The sequence below is a fragment of the Martelella sp. FOR1707 genome (genome assembly GCF_053484265.1).
The window spans coordinates 412,052-429,680 of the sequence record NZ_JBAKFP010000001.1; the positions used below are offsets into that span (position 1 = coordinate 412,052).

General features: G+C 62.5%; 16 protein-coding genes. 1 reads left to right on the forward strand and 15 read right to left on the reverse strand.

The window, feature by feature from the left end; translation table 11 throughout:
• Window positions 1-97: 97 nt before the first annotated feature.
• The 9 genes from V6765_RS01820 to V6765_RS01860 all read right to left on the reverse strand — a co-directional run bounded on the left by V6765_RS01820 (window position 98) and on the right by V6765_RS01860 (window position 8,934).
• Window positions 98-775, reverse strand: a complete 678-nt coding sequence (locus V6765_RS01820) for a DUF1028 domain-containing protein (protein ID WP_448425958.1) — start codon at window positions 773-775, stop codon at window positions 98-100.
• A gap of 48 nt (window positions 776-823) precedes the next feature.
• Window positions 824-1,237, reverse strand: coding sequence for a RidA family protein (locus V6765_RS01825; RefSeq protein WP_448425960.1), 414 nt, complete (start codon window positions 1,235-1,237; stop codon window positions 824-826).
• Window positions 1,238-1,290: 53 nt separating this feature from the next.
• Entirely contained in the window at window positions 1,291-2,568 is a 1,278-nt protein-coding gene (locus tag V6765_RS01830; RefSeq protein WP_448425961.1) for a flavin-containing monooxygenase, read from the reverse strand.
• A gap of 200 nt (window positions 2,569-2,768) precedes the next feature.
• On the reverse strand, window positions 2,769-3,851 hold the full coding sequence (locus V6765_RS01835; protein ID WP_448425963.1) for an ABC transporter ATP-binding protein: 1,083 nt from the start codon (window positions 3,849-3,851) through the stop codon (window positions 2,769-2,771).
• The gene (locus V6765_RS01840; protein WP_448425965.1) at window positions 3,848-4,675 is read right to left on the reverse strand and encodes a carbohydrate ABC transporter permease; all 828 of its coding nucleotides are present in this window, start codon (window positions 4,673-4,675) and stop codon (window positions 3,848-3,850) included. Before V6765_RS01840 ends, V6765_RS01835 begins: the two co-directional genes overlap by 4 nt.
• Window positions 4,672-5,574 (reverse strand): carbohydrate ABC transporter permease, encoded by a 903-nt coding sequence (locus V6765_RS01845; RefSeq protein WP_448425967.1) that lies wholly within the window; start codon window positions 5,572-5,574, stop codon window positions 4,672-4,674. The genes V6765_RS01840 and V6765_RS01845 overlap by 4 nt, the downstream gene beginning before the upstream one ends.
• Before the next feature lie 118 nt (window positions 5,575-5,692).
• Window positions 5,693-6,928, reverse strand: coding sequence for an ABC transporter substrate-binding protein (locus V6765_RS01850; protein WP_448425969.1), 1,236 nt, complete (start codon window positions 6,926-6,928; stop codon window positions 5,693-5,695).
• 58 nt (window positions 6,929-6,986) lie between these two features.
• Window positions 6,987-7,889, reverse strand: coding sequence for a sugar phosphate isomerase/epimerase family protein (locus V6765_RS01855; RefSeq protein WP_448425971.1), 903 nt, complete (start codon window positions 7,887-7,889; stop codon window positions 6,987-6,989).
• Window positions 7,890-7,893: 4 nt separating this feature from the next.
• Window positions 7,894-8,934: a Gfo/Idh/MocA family protein gene (locus tag V6765_RS01860; RefSeq protein ID WP_448425973.1), complete on the reverse strand. Its 1,041-nt coding sequence runs from the start codon at window positions 8,932-8,934 to the stop codon at window positions 7,894-7,896.
• A 134-nt stretch (window positions 8,935-9,068) separates the two neighbouring features.
• Here V6765_RS01860 and V6765_RS01865 point away from each other — a divergent pair, with 134 nt between their 5' ends.
• Entirely contained in the window at window positions 9,069-10,085 is a 1,017-nt protein-coding gene (locus tag V6765_RS01865; RefSeq protein WP_448425974.1) for a LacI family DNA-binding transcriptional regulator, read from the forward strand.
• Between the two features lie 23 nt (window positions 10,086-10,108).
• On the opposite strand, the gene V6765_RS01870 is transcribed toward V6765_RS01865, so the two are convergent.
• The 6 genes from V6765_RS01870 to V6765_RS01895 all read right to left on the reverse strand — a co-directional run bounded on the left by V6765_RS01870 (window position 10,109) and on the right by V6765_RS01895 (window position 16,704).
• Entirely contained in the window at window positions 10,109-10,861 is a 753-nt protein-coding gene (locus V6765_RS01870) for an SDR family NAD(P)-dependent oxidoreductase (RefSeq protein ID WP_448425976.1), read from the reverse strand.
• Window positions 10,862-10,880: 19 nt separating this feature from the next.
• Window positions 10,881-11,342 (reverse strand): MaoC family dehydratase, encoded by a 462-nt coding sequence (locus V6765_RS01875; protein WP_448425978.1) that lies wholly within the window; start codon window positions 11,340-11,342, stop codon window positions 10,881-10,883.
• Entirely contained in the window at window positions 11,342-12,514 is a 1,173-nt protein-coding gene (locus tag V6765_RS01880; protein WP_448425980.1) for an acetyl-CoA C-acyltransferase, read from the reverse strand. The genes V6765_RS01875 and V6765_RS01880 overlap by 1 nt, the downstream gene beginning before the upstream one ends.
• Window positions 12,515-13,432 (reverse strand): SDR family NAD(P)-dependent oxidoreductase, encoded by a 918-nt coding sequence (locus V6765_RS01885; RefSeq protein WP_448425981.1) that lies wholly within the window; start codon window positions 13,430-13,432, stop codon window positions 12,515-12,517.
• Between the two features lie 95 nt (window positions 13,433-13,527).
• Window positions 13,528-14,826: a TetR/AcrR family transcriptional regulator gene (locus tag V6765_RS01890; RefSeq protein WP_448425982.1), complete on the reverse strand. Its 1,299-nt coding sequence runs from the start codon at window positions 14,824-14,826 to the stop codon at window positions 13,528-13,530.
• A 75-nt stretch (window positions 14,827-14,901) separates the two neighbouring features.
• A complete protein-coding gene (locus tag V6765_RS01895; protein WP_448425984.1) occupies window positions 14,902-16,704 on the reverse strand; it encodes an acyl-CoA dehydrogenase in 1,803 nt (600 codons plus the stop codon).
• Window positions 16,705-17,629: the final 925 nt, after the last annotated feature.

Sequence of the window (17,629 nt, forward strand, 5' to 3'; positions counted from 1 at the left end):
TCTATCCTTCAAAAGCCCCAGGCCTGTCAGCCGATGATCCAGTATAAGGTGCTTTTGCGGGGGAGCAATCGAGCATGGGACGGCCGACCGGGTTCCGTCATTCGTCGCCCGGCACGCCGTAGGAGGGCGCGGCCTCGGGGTTGAGGGCGCGGGTGACATAATCGTCCGCCTGGGGCTTGTAGATTTCAAGGGCGCGGGCCAGGGCCGCGATCGGGCAATCCGCGTCCAGCCAGTCGATGCGAAGCTCGATATAGGGCCAGCTCTGCCGGTCGACCACCAGAAGGCCGGCGGAATGGACGGGCCCGGCCTCGCCGCCCGCGGCAAGGCCCGCCTGCATCGCGGCGACCAGCCGGTCGGCAAGCGTGCCGGCGGCCGTTTCGAAGGCGGAAACCATGGTGGCGGGCACCTGGTCATTGGCCAGCAGATTGCCGCCGGCCGCGCAGTCGGTTCCGGACGCGCTGGTCCATATCCCGAGCGCCTTGGGGCCTGAATGGATCGCGCTTTCGCCCTTGCCGTCGATCGCAAGAAGCTGGCGGTAGGCCGGAAAGCCATCGGCATCGCGGGCGGAAGCCACGGCCTCTTCGGCGCTGGCGCCGTTCTTCATTGCGGCAAGCATGAGCGGGCCGAGCGCCGGGTTGGTGACATTCTGGGTCGAAACCGCGCCGACACCGGCCTCGGCGAACATGCAGCGCGCGGCAACCGCCGGGGAAGACGATGAAATGGCGACGCCGAACTGTCCGGTGTCGCGACAGCGGGCAATGATGGAAAAGGTCATGTCCAGGCCTTTGTTGGTTCGATCGGGGCTGGGTCGGTCGGGGGTGGTTCAGTCGGGGATGACGGCGGTTCCGTCGATTTCGACGAGCCATTCCGGTCGTGCGAGACAGGTGACGACCACGCCGGTCGAGACCGGGTGCACGTCCTTTATATATTCGCCCATGGTGCGGTAGACGGCCTCGCGGTGGCGCACATCGGTGAGATAAACCACGACCTTGCACAGATGCTCCATCGAGCCGCCGGCCTCCTCGATCAGCTGCCGAATATTCTGCATGACCTTGTGGGTCTGCTCGACCGGATCATGGCTTGCGATGTTTTCGGCGGTGTCGAGGTCCTGCGGGCACTGGCCACGCAGAAAAACGGTCCTGCCGCGCGCCACCACGGCCTGGCACAGGTCGTTGTCGAGCTTCTGCTCGGGATAGGTGTCCCTGGTGTTGAACTTGCGGATGCGCGTATGTGCCATGAGGCTCCCCTTTTTGCTTGCGTCCGATATCGGGCTCGATGCGGCGATGCGGCCTATTCCGCCGCTGACCGCAAGCCATCCGAAGGCGCTTGATAGTCGCGGTATTTCTGCTGGATCAGGATGTGATCGGCAACATATTTCGCATCGTGCCAGACGCCCCAGATGAAGCTCGACCCGCGCCCGGAAAGCCAGGGCAGTCCGAGAAAATAGAGGCCCGGCTCGCCGGAGACGCCGCGCTGGTGAACCGGTTGGTCGCGCTCGTCGCATATGTCGAGTTTCAGCCAGCTGTAGTCGGAGCGAAATCCGGTGGCCCAGATGACCGTGGTGATCCCGGCCTCTTCGAGATCGAGTTCGGAAACGGGATTGGCGATGCAGTCGGGCGTCGAGCCGAAGACGCGCGCCTCAGGTTCTTCCGGCAGGTTGAGGCCATTGCGGGCGACATAGGCGTCGGCCTCATCGAGCAGCGACAGGTAGTAAGAATCGCCGCCGGCGATGTTGTCGGCAAGGTCACGGGCGAAGCTGAGGACGCCGTTCTCGAAACTTTCGGTGCGGCCGACCAGCGTCATGCCGTTCTCCGCCAGCCTGCGGAAATCGATGGTCTCGCCGCCGCGCGCGCCGCTGACGGCGATGGTCACATGTTCCGTGCCGGGCGCCTGCGCCTGCAGGTTCCATTTGCCGAGAACGCCCAGCCACCAGACGAAATCGCGGCCGCGATAGGCGCGCGGCGGCCGGTCATGCGGGCCGACGGACAGATAAACCTTGCGCCCGCTGCGGGAAAGTTCATCGGCAATCTGGACGCCGGACGATCCCGCGCCGACAACCAGAACATTTCCGGCCGGCAATTGCGCGGGATTGCGGTAGGCGGACGAATGCATCTGATTGACCGAAGCCGTTTCCGGAATGATCGGCGGCATGGCGGGTTGCTGAAACGGACCGGTGGCCACGACCACGTTCAGGGCTTCGAAGTCGCCCTTGTCGGTCTTCACCAGAAAGCCGCGTTCGTGGTCCTTGCGTTCGACGGAAAGAACCTCGACCCCGCAGCGGACGGGCGCACCGATTTTTTCGGCATAGGCCACGAAATAGTCGGCAACGGCATCCTTGTGGACGAAGCTGTCGGGGTCGTCGCTCTCGAATTCGAGGTTCGGGAAACGGTCGTGCCAGGCCGGACCATTTGCAACGAGCGAATCCCAGCGCGCCGTGCGCCAGCGTTCGGCAATCCGGCTCCGTTCGAGCACGACATGCTGCGTTCCGTTGTTGCTGAGATGCTCGCTCGCCGCGATCCCGGCCTGACCCGCGCCGACCACGATCGTGTCAAATCTTTCCAAAGCCATGCGTATACAATCCCGTTGCCACGGGTCCTTTTGGACCTTCGCGTTTCGTCAAGAAACCTACGGGCATTGCCAGGCAAACAAAAATAGCAATTCTGATAGCGTATGTTAGGAGACGCCTAATCCATGGCGTGACGATACGCGGCGACAGAACCCGTAAGACAGGATCCGCAAACATGATCGACGATCCGGTATTGCGACGGTCAGCCGCCCGAAAGCGGCAGCCGTTTTTCCGTCTTTGCATCGAAGACGTGAAGCTGCGCCAGATCGAAGGCTACGCCGACGCTGTCGCCGGGCTTCACATCGGTGCGACCGTTCAGGACAAGGGTAAAGTCCTCCGCGCCATCGGCGGCGAGATAGGTGCTGGAGCCGGTGCTTTCGACGGTGGCCACCGGGAAGCTCAGCATCGCCTCATCGGCCGGGACGACGCGCAGATGCTCCGGCCGCAGGCCGACCGTGACAGAATGGCCCTCGGGCAGACCGGTCTCGACGGCGATCGTCTGCGGTCCGCCGAGTTCGAGCGTCAGCGACTTCCCGCCCGGGCCGACGCGCGCCGATACGAAATTCATGGCAGGCGAGCCGATGAAGCCGGCGACGAAGCGGTTGACGGGGCGGTCGTAGAGTTCGAGCGGCGCGCCCTGCTGCTCAATGATGCCGGCGCGCATGACGACGACGTGATCGGCCATGGTCATCGCCTCGATCTGGTCATGCGTCACATAGACCGATGTCGCCCCCAGCCGGTCGTGCAGCGCGCGGATTTCCTTGCGCATCTGTACCCTCAAAGCCGCATCGAGATTGGAGAGCGGCTCATCGAACAGGAAGGCCTTGGGATGGCGGATGATCGCCCGGCTCATCGCCACGCGCTGGCGCTGCCCGCCCGACAATTCGCGCGGATAGCGGCCGAGAAGTTCCGAAAGCCCGGTCGTTGCCGCAACCTCTTCCGCCGCCTTCTTTGCCTCCGCCTTGGCGATGCCGCGAATCCGCAGACTGTAGGTCAGGTTCTCCTCGACAGTCATATGCGGATAAAGCGCATAGGACTGGAACACCATGGCGAGATCGCGTTTGCGCGGCGGCACGTTGTTCATGGTCTCGCCGGCAATGGTCAGCGTGCCGCTGGTGATCTTCTCAAGGCCGGCGAGCGAGCGCAGCAGGGTCGACTTGCCGCAACCCGAAGGGCCGACCAGGGCGACGAAGGTGCCCTTGGGGATGCCGAGCTCGATGTCTTTCAGGGCGTGATAGGCGCCATAATGCTTATTCACGCCTTCGAACTGGATGTGATACGTCATTTGAGGGCTCCAGAGGTGAGGCCGGACACAATACGGCGTTGCAGAAGAACGAAAATGGCGAGGATCGGCGTTACGTAGATCGTCGCATAGGCCATGATCTTGTTCCACTCGGTGGTGTTCGGGCCCATGAAGCTGTTGAGGCCGACGCTTGCCGGCTGCAGCTCGGCGGCCTGGATCATCGACTTGGAATAGACGAACTCCCCGAAGGCCTGCATGAAGATCAGGATGGCGCTGACGAGAATGCCGTTGCGCGCAAGCGGCAGCACGATCCTGAAGAACGCGCCGATGCGGGAATTCCCGTCGACCATCGCCGCCTCCTCAAGTTCGATCGGCACGCTCATGAAGGTTGCGCGGACGAGGACGACGAAGAACGGCATGCTCTTGGCCGCGATCGCCAGGATCACGGCGAAGCGGGGGAAGTCAAGCAGCCCGACCTGCGAGAAACCGACGAAGATCGGCGTGATCATCAGCGATGCCGGCAGAACCTGCAACAGCAAGATCAGGAACAGGCCGGCATCGACCCAGCCGCTGCGATAGCGGGCGAGCACATAGGCGCAGCCCACGCCGAGCGCCGCAATCAGCGCGACGGAGCCGGTGGCAATGACGAGCGAGTTCCAGAGATAGCGCGCCATGTTGCGGCTCGCCCAGACATCGCCATAGGTCGCCCACTGCGGATCGGACGGCAGCAGGCGCGGCGGCGTGGCAAACATCGCCGAGCCGGTCTTCAGGCTGGTGACATACATCCAGTACAGCGGGAACAGGTAGATGACCGCCAGCATGATGGCGATGACGAGCATCAGGCGGTTGCGGGAGGTATCGCTCATCCTCTCACCTCATGGCGCGTGGAGCGGACATAGACCAGCGAGGCGAACATCACGAACACGATCATGATGACCGAAACCGTCGCGCCCTTGGCGAAATCATACTGCCGGAACGACAGATCCCAGGCCCAGTATTGGGCGACATTGGACGAATTGTTGGGCCCGCCGTCGGTGATGGCGGCAAACAGGTCGAACTGCTGCAGGGTGAAGATCAGACCGAGCGCGACGACCGCGCCGATCGTCGAGCGCATCATCGGCAGCGTGATGGTCCAGAACCGCTGGAAGACGTTGGCGCCGTCGAGTTCGGACGCCTCGTAGAGATCGCGCGGGATCGAGGACAGGCCGACCGAAAGCAGGATCATGTTGAACGAGGTTCCAAGCCAGACATTGGCGAGAATGACCGCCCAGAGGGAATAGGACGGGTCAGACCGCCAATAAATGTTGCCATCCGTTATGCCCGTCGCCGTCAGAAGGAAATTGAGCACGCCGTAATCGCCCGACAGGATCCAGTTCCAGATCGCGCCGACGACAAGGCCGGGCATCACCCAGGACACCAGAAACAGGCCGCGCAGCCACGAGGCTCCCGGAAACTGGGTGCCGAAGAACAGCGCAAGGCCGAAGCCGAGCACGAACTGACCGGCAATGGAGGCCGTGACGAAGATCGCCGTGTTGAGGAGAATGCCGAAGGTTTCCGGCTGGCTGAAGAGATCGACATAGTTCCGGAAGCCCACAAACGGCCGCGCGAGCTGGCCCATGCTGAACATGTCGACCTCCTGGAAGCTCATCAGCACATTGTAGAGCAGCGGCAGGCCGGACAGCAGGAACAGAAAGGCGAGCGGCACGGCCACCAGCGTGATATCGAAGCCGCGACCATCGGTCAGGCTGGAAAGGATGCGTTTCATATCTCCTCCGGCGTTGCCCGTAAAACCATCCGCCCCGCCGAAGCGGCGCGGATGGTCTCTCCGGGAGGAAAGGGTCCGGCGGCACCTGCCAAGGGTCAGGGCCGCCGTCAGGCGAAGATTACCGGTCCGGGACGGCGGAAATCTTCTGGGCGGCCTGGTCCAGCGCGGCCTGCGGGTCCATCTGGCCCGTCAGCGTGGCCTGGATGGCGTCCTGGATCGCCTTGGAGATCTTCGGCCATTGCGGATGCGGGCCGCGCGGCTTTGCATATTTCAACTGTTCGACGAAGGTCGCCAGCGCCGCGTCCTTCAGCTCATTGCCGGTCGGCGGGATCGCGATGTCGGAACGGGCCGGAATCTGACCGTAATTCTCGAACATCTTGTCATCCTGCGAGACGAAATATTCCAGCACCTCGAAGGCTTCCTCCGGATGCTCGGTGCTGGAGAAGATCGCCCAGTTATAATCGCCCATGGCCGAGGACCGCTCTGCGCCCTCTTCCGGCACGGGCAGCAGCGCCACACCCCAGTCGAAGTCGGCATCCGCGAGCATGCGGTCGATTTCCCACGGGCCGGAAATGGCCATGGCGGCATTGCCGGCGTTGAAGGTCGCAGTCGCGTTCCACTGGCTGTTGGTCAGCGTATCGGGAGAAGCGAGCTTCTCGTCCATGATCTCTTTCCACGTCGCCAGCGCCTCGACCGCGCCTTCGGTATTGATGTTGTCATAGGTCGCACCACCCATCTGCGCCCATGGCAGGAACTGGAAGGTGCCCTCCTCGTTCGCCTTGGCCGAGAACGCCAGACCGTAAACGTTGTTTTCCGGATCGGTCAGCGTGCGGGCCGTCTCGACAAGCTCGTCCCAGGTCTTGGGCGGCTGGGCGGGATCGAGACCGTGCTCGCGGAACATGTCCTTGTTGTAGTAGAGCGCGATCGTGTTGGTGGCCTTCGGCACGGCATAGTACTTGCCGTCCCAGGTCGCCGATTCCAGCGGACCGGGGAAGTAGTTCTCGGCATTGATGACATCCGAATCCGCGATCATGTCGGTGAGATCGAGAAACGCGTCGCGCGAGGCGAACATCGCGGTGTTCGGATTGTCGATCGCGATAATGTCGGGCGCGTTGCCGGTCGCATAGGCGCGCATGGCCTCGCTCACCACGTCATCGAACTGGATCTCGCGATATTCGACATGGATGCCGTTATCGAGATCGTTGAACTCCTTCACCAGATTGGGGGCGGGCTGGATATCCTTGTCCAGCGACCAGACGGTGATCGTCGTATCTTCGGCATAGGCGGCAACGGCAAAGGCCGATACGCCGGCAAGCGCGACGGCGCCTGCCATAAGGGTCTTGCGAATTGTCATTTTCTCTCCTCCTTTTGATTGTGCGCGTCATCCCGGCTCCCACGGCCGGAGAAGACGGCTATTGCGGATCGACGACGAATTCGCCGCCCCGGCAATTCTTCAGGTGGTTCAGCGCGTGAACCTGCCCCGTCATTTCCAGCTCATCGCGATAGACCGGGTCGTGCCAGCCCTCGATGTCGATCGATCCGGACCAGCCGGCGAGCCGCAGCTCCGAGATCACATCCGTCCAGTTGGTGTCGCCGAAACCCGGCGAGCGCATGAAGACGAAGGGATGCTTTCCGAAAACGCCATGCTCGCGGATCACCTCCCAGCGGATGGTGGCGTCCTTGCCATGCACGTGGAAGAATTTGTGCGCCCATTTGCGGATCTGCGGCAGCGGGTCGATGAGATAAACCATCTGGTGGCAGGGCTCCCATTCGAGCCCGATATTGTCGTCCGGCGTCTCGTTGAACATCAGTTCCCAGGCGTCGGGATTGTGGGCGATGTTCCAGTCGCCGGTCTGCCAGTTGCCGTCCATGGCGCAGTTTTCGAAGGCGATCTTCACGCCCTTGTCGGCGGCGCGCTTGGCAAGCTCGCTCCAGATCTCGCGATAGCGCGGCAGGCTGTCCGTCAGCGGCTTGTTGCGGATGCGGCCGGTAAAGCCGGCAACGCAGGTCGCGCCGAAATGGTGGGCATTGTCGATGCAGTCCTTCCAGCCCTGCAGCGTGTCGCGGTCGATATCGGTGGTCTCGAGCGGATTGCCGAACATGCCGAGCGTCGAGATCGTGATGTCGCGGTCGTCGATGGCCTCGCGGCAGCGCTTACCGAGTTCGGCGAGGTCCTGGCCGCGGGTGGACTGCCAGAAGAAGGGCTCGAAGCTTTCGAAACCCATGTCGGCGATCTTGGCGATGCGTTCGGCCGCGCCGCCTTCCGTTGCCTTGATCATGGTGCCGATGCGGATCGCTTTTGCGGGATTGGTCACGAATTCATTCCTTTACTTGCAAATCGACGGGAAGGCCGGTGCGCGCGCTTTCGATCGCACCCATGACCATTGCGAGGCTCTTAATATTGTCATCGCTTGCCGTTTCCGGGCGGGTCCCGTTCAGCACCGCCCGGACGAAATCGATCATCACGCTGGCGTGGCCATGAACCTCGCCCTCAGCGGGAACCGGCGGCATGTCGAGCGCCGTGAAGCCGTTCAGAAGTCCCTGTTCCTTGCCGGCAATGGTGACATCGAAATCGCTGTCGCCATCCCAGGTGATCATGCCGCGCGAACCGACGAGCCGCCAGCGCCCTTCCCAGCTCGTCGGACGGCCTTCCGCGCACCACGAGCCGCGATAGGTCAGAACCGCATCGCCGGAGAGACGGTAAATGGCATTCGCCGCCGCGCCATGGGCATACCAGGAACCGGCCGGGTTGGTTTCGACGCAATAGACCGAGAGCGGCGTCGCGCCGGACACGAACCGCGCCGCATCCAGTGTGTGGATGGCCATGTCGAGCAGCAGAACATTGTCCATGGCTTCACGGAAACCGCCGAAATGCGGGCCGAGAAAGAAGTCGCAGTGAACGCCGGTGAGGTCGCCGATCAGGCCTTCCGCAACCGCGCGCCGCAAGCGGCGGATGCCCGGAATGAAGCGCCGGTTCTGGACGATGGCGTGAATTTTCCCGGTTTCCGCCGCAAGCCGCACCAGATCGCGCGCCTCTTCCAGGGAGGCTGCAAGCGGCTTCTCGCTCAGCACATGGCAACCATGGCTGAGGCCGGTCGCGGCAACGGAATGGCGCGCGGCGGGAATAACCACGTCGAACAGGATGTCGGCATCGCAACGCTGCAGCGTATCGGCCAGATCCGTGCCGATGATGATATCGCCGAGATCGAATTCGGCCGCCAGCGCTTCGGCGGTGGCGCGGTCCAGATCGACGAGACCCACGAGTTCGATCGCGTCGCGAAGCTCTTCATTTGCCTGCAGCGCGCGAAGCCAGCCCTTGGCCATAGCTCCGCATCCGCACAGGACGGCTTTCATTTTCACGTATTTCCTCCCTTTCGGGCGGCTATTTCCTTCTCCAGGCCGCCCGTAAACGTTTACGGTACTATGAACGGGTCAATGAATATGTCAATAGATTTTCCGTAATCGTTTACGAAAAGAATAGTGGAGAAACGCCGATGGCCGGCATTCGCCAGCTCGCCGATCATCTCAATATTTCCATCGGCACGGTGTCGCGCGCCCTGAACGGCAAGCCCGACGTCAATGCGGACACCCGTCGCCGCGTCCTCGAAGCGGCCGAAAAGCTGGGCTATGTCGCCAATCAGGCGGGCCGCGCGCTGCGCCAGGGCAAGACCGGCATTGTCGGCTTCATGATGGAGACCGATCCGGAGACCACCCGCTACGGCGATCTGTTCTTCACCAGCGTGTTCGATGGCGTGCAAAGCGTATTGTCGCGTCACCAGCTCGATCTCGTGACCCTGCTCTGCTCCTCCAGCGAAGAACCGGACGCCTATCTCGACCGTATCGTCGCGCGTGGCTTCGCCGACGCCATCATTCTCTCCGGCACGCGGCGGCACGATCCCCGCTTCGAGCTTCTGGCCCGGCGCAAGATCCCGTTCATACCGCTCGGCCGCAGCCTGACCGATGTCGGCCAGCCCTGGATCGACCTCGATTTCGAAGGCATGGCGGAAACGGCGGTCAACCGCCTCGTGGCAAACGGGCATCGCCGCATCGGCATCATCTGGCCGCACGGGGATTATAACCTCGCCTATATCTTCGTCGACCGGATCCGCGAGACGCTGGCGCATCACGGCCTGTCCCTGCCCGACGCTTATATTTTCAAGGGGCCGCCCAATGAAGACGGCGGTTACCGGATCGCGCGCGACATAAAGGCATGCGCGGAGCCGCCGACGGCGATCGTTCTCGTCAACGAGGCAACCATCATGGGACTTTACCGGGGGCTGTCGGAGGTCGGCCTGAGGCCGGGCAAAGATCTCGCCATCATCGGCCGGCACAGCCCCCAGGCGAAGTTTCTGTCGCCAAGCCTCACCTCATTCGACCTGTCGCTGCGCGATCTCGGCATCGCCCTGGCCGAAACCCTGCTCGGTTCGATGCCCGCCTATCGCGAGTTCTACCCCGATATCGTCAGCCGCCGGATCTGGCCGATGACGCTGGTGGAAGGCGAAAGCGGCTGACGAGGGCGGATGGCTACCCGGGTCTACAGCGAAGACACCAGATGTCCGCCGTCGACCGGCAGGTCGATACCGGTGATATGGCGGCCAGCGTCGGAGGCGAGCAGGAGCAGCGGGCCTTCGAGGTCGGAAATCCTGCCGATCTTCTTCATCGGCGTCCTTGCGATCAAGGCGAGGCCTTCGGGCGTCTCAAAGAAGCCTGCATTCATCTCCGTCTCGATATAGCCCGGACAAAGCGCGTTGACGCGAATGCCGTGAGCGGCCCAGTCGAGCGCCAGACATTTGGTGAGGTGCGAGGCGCCAGCCTTCGACGCCGAGTAGGCGGCCAGGCCGCGCGAGGCCCGAAGCGCGGTAATCGACGAGATATTCACGATCGATCCGCCGGTCCCCTCGCGTTCCATGCGGCGCGCGACGGCCTGGGCAACGAGAAACAGGCCGCGCAGATTGGTATCAAGCGTCTTGTCCCAGTCGCTGGCGGAGATTTCAAGCGATCTGCCGAAGGTCGCGACGCCGGCGTTGTTCACCAGGATATCGATGCCGGGCGCGACGGCGTTGACCGCGGCCTCGACGGAATTCTCGTCGGTGACGTCAAGCGCCACGACCTGAACCTCGGCTCCGCCGTCAACGAGCTTGCGCTGCAGAGCCTCGAGTTTTTCCACGCGCCGGGCGGCCAGCGCGAGCCTTACACCTTGCCGCGCGAATATTTCCGCGAAGCCTGCGCCAAGGCCGCTCGATGCGCCCGTTATCAAGACTGTTTTGCGTTTCAGATCCTCAAACATTCCGTTCCCCCGGCCAGTCTCAGACAACAACCAAAATCAGCCATTCGCAAACCAGCGCCGGCTTGTCCTCGTGTTCGATATCGATGGCGACGTCGAGCGTCAGTTGCCACTGGCCCGGCTTTCGCGCGACAAGGTCCTTGAGAACAAAGCGGCCTCTTATCCGGGAGCCGGCCTTGACCGGCGAGACCATGCGCACCGAATTGAAGCCGTAATTCACCGACATCGAGACCCCCTCGATGGCTCCGACGGCATCGTCGAAAAGGGCCGAGAGCAGGGAGAGCGACAGAAAACCATGCGCGATCGTCCCGCCAAACGGCGATTTTCGGGCGCGATCCGGGTCAACGTGGATAAACTGATGGTCGTCGGTCGCTTCCGCGAACCGGTCGATGCGGTCTTGCGTGACCTCCCGCCAATCGGAATACCCGATCTCGCGGCCGATTTTGGACTGCAACGCCTCCAGACTGATCGATGCATGCGCCATCAAAGAACCTCGAACAGCCCGGCCGCGCCCATGCCGCCGCCAACGCACATGGTGACGACGACATATCTGACGCCGCGACGCTTGCCCTCGATCAGGGCATGGCCGACCATGCGCGCGCCCGACATGCCATAGGGATGACCGATGGAAATCGCGCCGCCATCGACGTTGAGGCGATTATCGGGAATGCCGAGCGTGTCGCGGCAATAGAGTACCTGAACGGCAAAGGCCTCGTTCAGCTCCCAAAGCCCGATATCGTCTATTCTGAGATCGAACCGTTCGAGCAGTTTCGGTACGGCGAAAACCGGACCGATGCCCATTTCGTCCGGCTTCGTGCCCGCTACCGCCATGCCCACATAGCGCCCGAGCGGCGTCAGGCCGCGCCGTTCGGCAAGGCCGGCCTCCATGACGATAGCGGCCGAGGCGCCGTCTGAAAGCTGGCTGGCATTGCCCGCCGTGATGACGCCGTTGTCGCGCACGGTCTTCAGCCCCGCGAGGCCCTCGGCGGTGGTCTCCGGCCGGTTGCCTTCATCCCTTGTCAACGTCACCTGGCGCTGCGACACCGCGCCGGTCGCCTTGTCGACGACATTCATCATCGCTGTCACAGGGATGATTTCGGCGTCGTAGCGGCCCGCCGCCTGCGCTGCCGCCGTTCTGTGCTGGGATTGCAGCGCGTAGGCGTCCTGCGCCGCGCGGCCAATCCCGTAACGCTTCGCCACAATCTCGGCGGTATCGATCATCGGCATGAAGGTATCGTCGTGCATGGCGACGAGTTCGGCGTCCATATCGATGCGCTGACTTTCGGTCTGAACCGTCGAGATGGATTCGACGCCGCCGGCCAGCACGACATCCATGCGATCGACAATCACCTGCTTTGCCGCCGTGGCGATTGCCATCAGGCCGGAAGAGCACTGCCGGTCGATCGTCATGCCGGGCACCGTGACGGGCAACCCGGCCCGGAGCGCCGCGGTGCGGCCGATCGTGTGCTGATAACCCTGCGGCAGGGCCGAACCGATAATGCAATCGTCAATCTCGCCGGCGTCGACTTGAGCGCGCTCCACCGCCGCCTTGATGGCGTGCGCGGCGAGGCTGGGGGCCGGCAGATTGTTGAAAGCGCCGCGATAGGCCTTGCCGATCGGCGTGCGCGCGGTGGAAACGATAACTGCGTCGCGCATTCAAGCCTCCTGCCCTGCTGAAAAACCGGCGTTCTGCAATTCCAGCCCGCCCTGAGCCGATCCGTTTTCGGGCACCAGCATTTCGTCGGCATCGCCAAGCTCTTCCAGTCTGGCGAGGATCTGTTCGGCCACATCATCGCCGCTGCCGAGATAGCGTCCCTTGGACAGGGTGATCCGGGCCGTCTCGAAACTTCCGGCGCCGGCGCACAGAATGGTCTTCGTCGGGGCTTCATTGGCCACGAGCGCCAGCACCGCGGGGCTGACCCTGGCAGGATCGAGCGCGGCCAGCATATCATCCGGCATCAGGCCTTCGAGCATGCGCGTTCCGGCCGTCGGGGCCAGGCAATTGACGTTGATATCGTATTTCGCCCCTTCGAGCGCTAGCGTGTTCATCAGGCCGACCAGCGCGAGCTTGGCCGCGCCGTAATTGGCCTGACCGAAATTGCCGTAGAGACCGGTTGAAGACGTCGTCAGCACGATGCGGCCGAACCCGCGGCTGCGCATGCCGTCCCAGACGGCTTTCACGGAATTGACGGACCCCATCAGATGTACCTCCAGCACCAGCCGGAAGTCGGCGAGGTCCATCTTGGCAAAAGTCTTGTCCCGGAGGATCCCCGCATTCGCCACCAGAATGTCAACCTGGCCCCAGCGCGCCTCGGCATCGGCAACCATCGCCTGCACCTGGCCGAAATCGGTGACATCGGCGCCATTGGCCATCGCCGCCCCGCCTGCGGCCGTGATCTCCGCAACGACCTTTGCCGCCGCCTCGGTCGAGCCGCCCGAGCCATCGACCGCGCCGCCAAAATCATTGACGACGACGCTTGCGCCGCGCCGCGCCAGCAACAGCGCGTGCTCCCGCCCGAGACCGCCGCCCGCGCCGGTCACGATTGCCACCTTGCCGGTCAAGTCAATTGCCATCTGCCACCTCCTCCAGAAATGCGAATATGGGCCACGCGGATGGTGGCCGAGGGATATTCACGATGGAGCAGAGATACCCGTCGCTCGGGGGAGTGTCAAATTTTTTGTTTATTTGTACTGTTTTCTGGAAGGCTCCAGTGACGCCCCTCGACGAGGGCGGTCAGATCGCGACGGAACTCCTGGCTGACATGCGCCAGATCCGTTGTCGCCGTTCCCATGCAGGTGATGCGGATATGTTTGCCGATAAACAGAAATTGCGCCATGAACGCAGCCAGAGACGTTTGTTCGACCTGCATGATGGAGAAGATGCGCGTCCATGCCTGCCCCTGGTCGCGTATCGCCTCCCACACTCTGACGCGCAGTTCGGGCTCACGCGCGGCCTTGAGCCAGATGCCGTAGCTCGCGAGGTTGTAACGGCCGAATTCGGTCACTTCCCGCAAAAACACCGCCGCTGTCAGGTCCACCAGACGCGGAAGATCGAGCGCCTTGAAGTCGACGCCGGTCATCACTGTCCGGTAGCGCTCTTTCGATTTCTCGAACAGTGCGTTCTGGGCCTCGCGCAGCAGTTCGGACGGCTTTGAGAAATAGTAGGCCGGCGCCGCCGGCGTCAGGCCGGCCTCTCTTGCGACGCGCTTGTAGCTGACGGCGCCGGCGCCCTGCCGGATCAGGATATCGACCGTGGCATCGAGAATGCGCTGGCGCGTGGCGCGCGCTTTCGGGGTCAGCCTGGCGGCCTGCCTTTGGCCCTCCGGGTCATGACCAGCTTCAGAAGGCGACCACGCCACAAGCGGATCTTCGCCATGCAGAAGGACACGCTCGATTGACTGCGCGTCCACCCCCAGGGCAAGGACGACGATCTGGAGGCCGATGATCTGGTCGATGACGGTGCGCGCCGATATTCCGCCGTCTTCACCGTTGTGCAAGGTCACGATCTCCGCCCAAACGTCTTCCAGCCGGCCCGCCCACAACCGCCTGAACGCCTGATCTTCCGGATGCCGGACGGATTCCAGCAAAAGCTCCATCCAGCACAGGGCATCGGCGCGGTTTTTGCTGACCGCGTTGCACAGCAGCCGGCAGACCAGCTGACGAAGACCCATGACGGGGCGGGGTGTGCGCCGGTAGCGACGCGCATAGTTTTCGAAGGCCGACACATAATCGTTCAGCAGGGTGTTGGAGACATCGGCGACGATGTCGTCCTTGGTCTTGTAATAATAGGTTGTCGCCGCAAGCCCCACCCCGGCGCGCTCGGCGACGAGGCGGTGCGTGAGGTCGGCAAGATCGCGCTCGGCGATAATGTCGATCGCCGCGCGGACGATCCTGCGCTTCGTCTCGATGGAGCGCGCTTGCCGGGCGGTTTTTCCGCGCACTTCCAAGTTCGGCAAGTCCCGGTCCATTCGAATCCCCGTGCACAGCAATAGAGGCTATATACACACAGATGCCGCGCGGATGAACCGTTCTGAAGGGCCGTTTTAGGCAACCGCTCCGAACTGCTTCGGATCAAAGTTGAAACAGGTGTCGTCCAGTGCGGCCACCAGTTCGAACTGCGCGAAAACCTTCGGCAATTCATATCGGAAGAAGTACCTGCAGGTCGATGTCTTGCCCCGGTAGAACGCGGCGTCGGCCTCACTGGCCGTCGGCAGCGCCCTTGCCGCCACAACGGCCTGCCAGAGCCAAATCCATGCGATAACGACATGGCCGAAGGCGTCGAGGTAAACAGTGGCGTTGGCAAGGCTGAGATTGACGTCGCTGGCCGATACCACGCGGTCCGCCACCTCGACCGCCACTTCAAGTGCGCGCTCCAGCGCTGCTGCCTCCGTGTCCAGTCCACCCGCGTCGCGGGCCTCCGCAATGGTCTGGCGGATCCGCCCGGCGAGCGACTTCAACGCAGCGCCATCCTGCATCCTGACCTTGCGGCCCAGGAGATCGATACCCTGAATGCCGTGGGTCCCCTCATGGATCGGGTTGAGGCGGTTATCGCGATAGATGCGTTCCACCGGGTAATCGCGCGTATAGCCATAACCGCCCAGAATCTGAATGGCGAGCTTGTTGGCCTCAAGGCAGAACTCGGACGGCCAGCTCTTGACCACCGGCGTCAGGATGTCGAGCAGCAAGCCCAGTTCGGTCTTTTCCTCAGGGGCCTCCGTCACTTTCTGCCGGTCGATCAGCATGGCCGAATAGGCGATCAGCGCCACAGCACCCTCGACGGCGGCCTTTTGCGCGACCAGCATGCGCCGGACGTCCGCATGTTCGATAATCGGCACCTGCGGTTCTAGCGGATTCTTGTTGTGCGGATGCCGGCCTTGCGCGCGCTCTTTGGCGTAATTTAGGGAATGGAGATAGCCCGCCAGGCCCAGCATGGCGGCCGACTGACCGACGAAAATGCGCGCCTCGTTCATCATATGGAACATGTAGGCGAGGCCCTTGCCCGGCTCGCCGACGATCTCGCCGACGCAATCGCCGCCCTCCCCGAAATTCAGCAGGCAATTGACGCAGCCGCGCTGGCCCATCTTGTGATTGAGGCCCGCCAGGGACACATTGTTCCACGCGCCTTTTGCCCCCTCCTCGCCGATCCGATAACGCGGCACCATGAAAAGCGATATGCCCTTCACGCCCGCAGGGCCGCCGGGGATCTTCGCCAACACCAGATGAAGGATATTGTCGGAAAGTTCGTGATCGCCGCCCGAAATCCACATCTTGCTTCCCGAGATGTTATAGAGCCCGTCGGCGCGCGGCGTGGCCTTGGTCGTGATGTCGGACAGGGACGAGCCCGCCTGCGGCTCGGAAAGGCACATGGTGCCAAAACAACGGCCATCGAGCATCGCGGGCAGATATTTGGCCTTCTGTTCAGGCGTGCAGAACACGCTCAGCAGGTTGGCATTGGCAATTGTCAGATTTGCATAATTGGCGAGGCTGACATTGGCCGCGGCGAAGATCCCGTTGGCCAGCACAGAGATGACATAGGGCAATTGCAACCCGCCATCTTCCTCGCTGAAGCTCATGCCGAACATGCCCGCATCGGCATAGGTCGCCAAAGCCGCCGCGGCCTCTTGCGGCATGACAACCTTGCCGTCGACGAATTGCGGCTCTTCGGCATCCAGAACCGGCGCCAGAGGCAGGAAATGATCTTCCGCGATTGCTTCGGCGGTATCCAGAACCGCGTTCACCGTTGCACGGTCATGCGCGGCGAAATGATCGTGCCCGAACAGGTCCTCAAGCCCGAGCATCTCAAACAGAACAAAATCAATATCCCTGCGCTGCACAATCTCCGACATGCGCTCCTCCCTTTTCGCCAAGAGAGCTAAACCAAGCCGTACCGAAACGCAAGAATTTTGTTTTTATGTACGGTTTTACTTAGTGCGCTGCCGGCCCTGCTTTCGAATTCCAGCCAGCGGAAATGAAGTCGTCAAATCAATCATTTACGAGATGGGTTGCTTCGTCGCCCGGCATGGTCCCGGCGCAGGCGAGAAAATCTGCGACCCGATTGGTGTTCGTCTCAGATATGATGATGGAGACGGTCCCCTTCCCTCCAAGGAGCGGCGGAGAATGGCAGCCGAGTCGCTCTCCTGGAGCAGCGACTTTCCGGTGCCCCGGAAAAGATCGTCCGGACGTGACCTGCGGCGGTTTCCAGCTGATGGGCGATACCATCGGGTCTTCATTCAGGCCGCGAGAGCGATCGCGAGGTGGCGCCGAGGGAAGTATTTCTCATGGCGAGATAATCCGCGCGCGTCACACTGTTTGGTGGGAAGGCCGGAATGACGCTGAAGCCATCGAAGAAATTGGCGTCGCGCAAGGCCCCTGCCCTACCCATGCGAAATTTGCCGGCGGACGCATTGGGGCGACCTCCCCTCTTTGTGGACGCTGGGTATCGAGGATGCGAAGGCTCGTTCAGCGCGTCGCTGCCGCTCCGTTTCCGCAGGTTCCGCTTTCGTTATCGTCTTGGCGTTGAACGCTCCCTTCGACAGCGCTTGATGTCCGACGGCAGGTAGTCGCCAGCTGGCCGATGCGATCCGACACTACGCCTTCGACAGCCGCGAAATCCGGGAGCGCGCGAGCACCGAGCGCTTTCGAGATGATCGACGCCCTTTCCGCCGGTGATGCTGATGGTTTTGCCGGATCATCGTCCTGTATATCGCACGACCGAAGGATTTCTATCTGCGGGCCGATGATATCGGTGGGCTCGTCGCGCCGGCGTGAGTT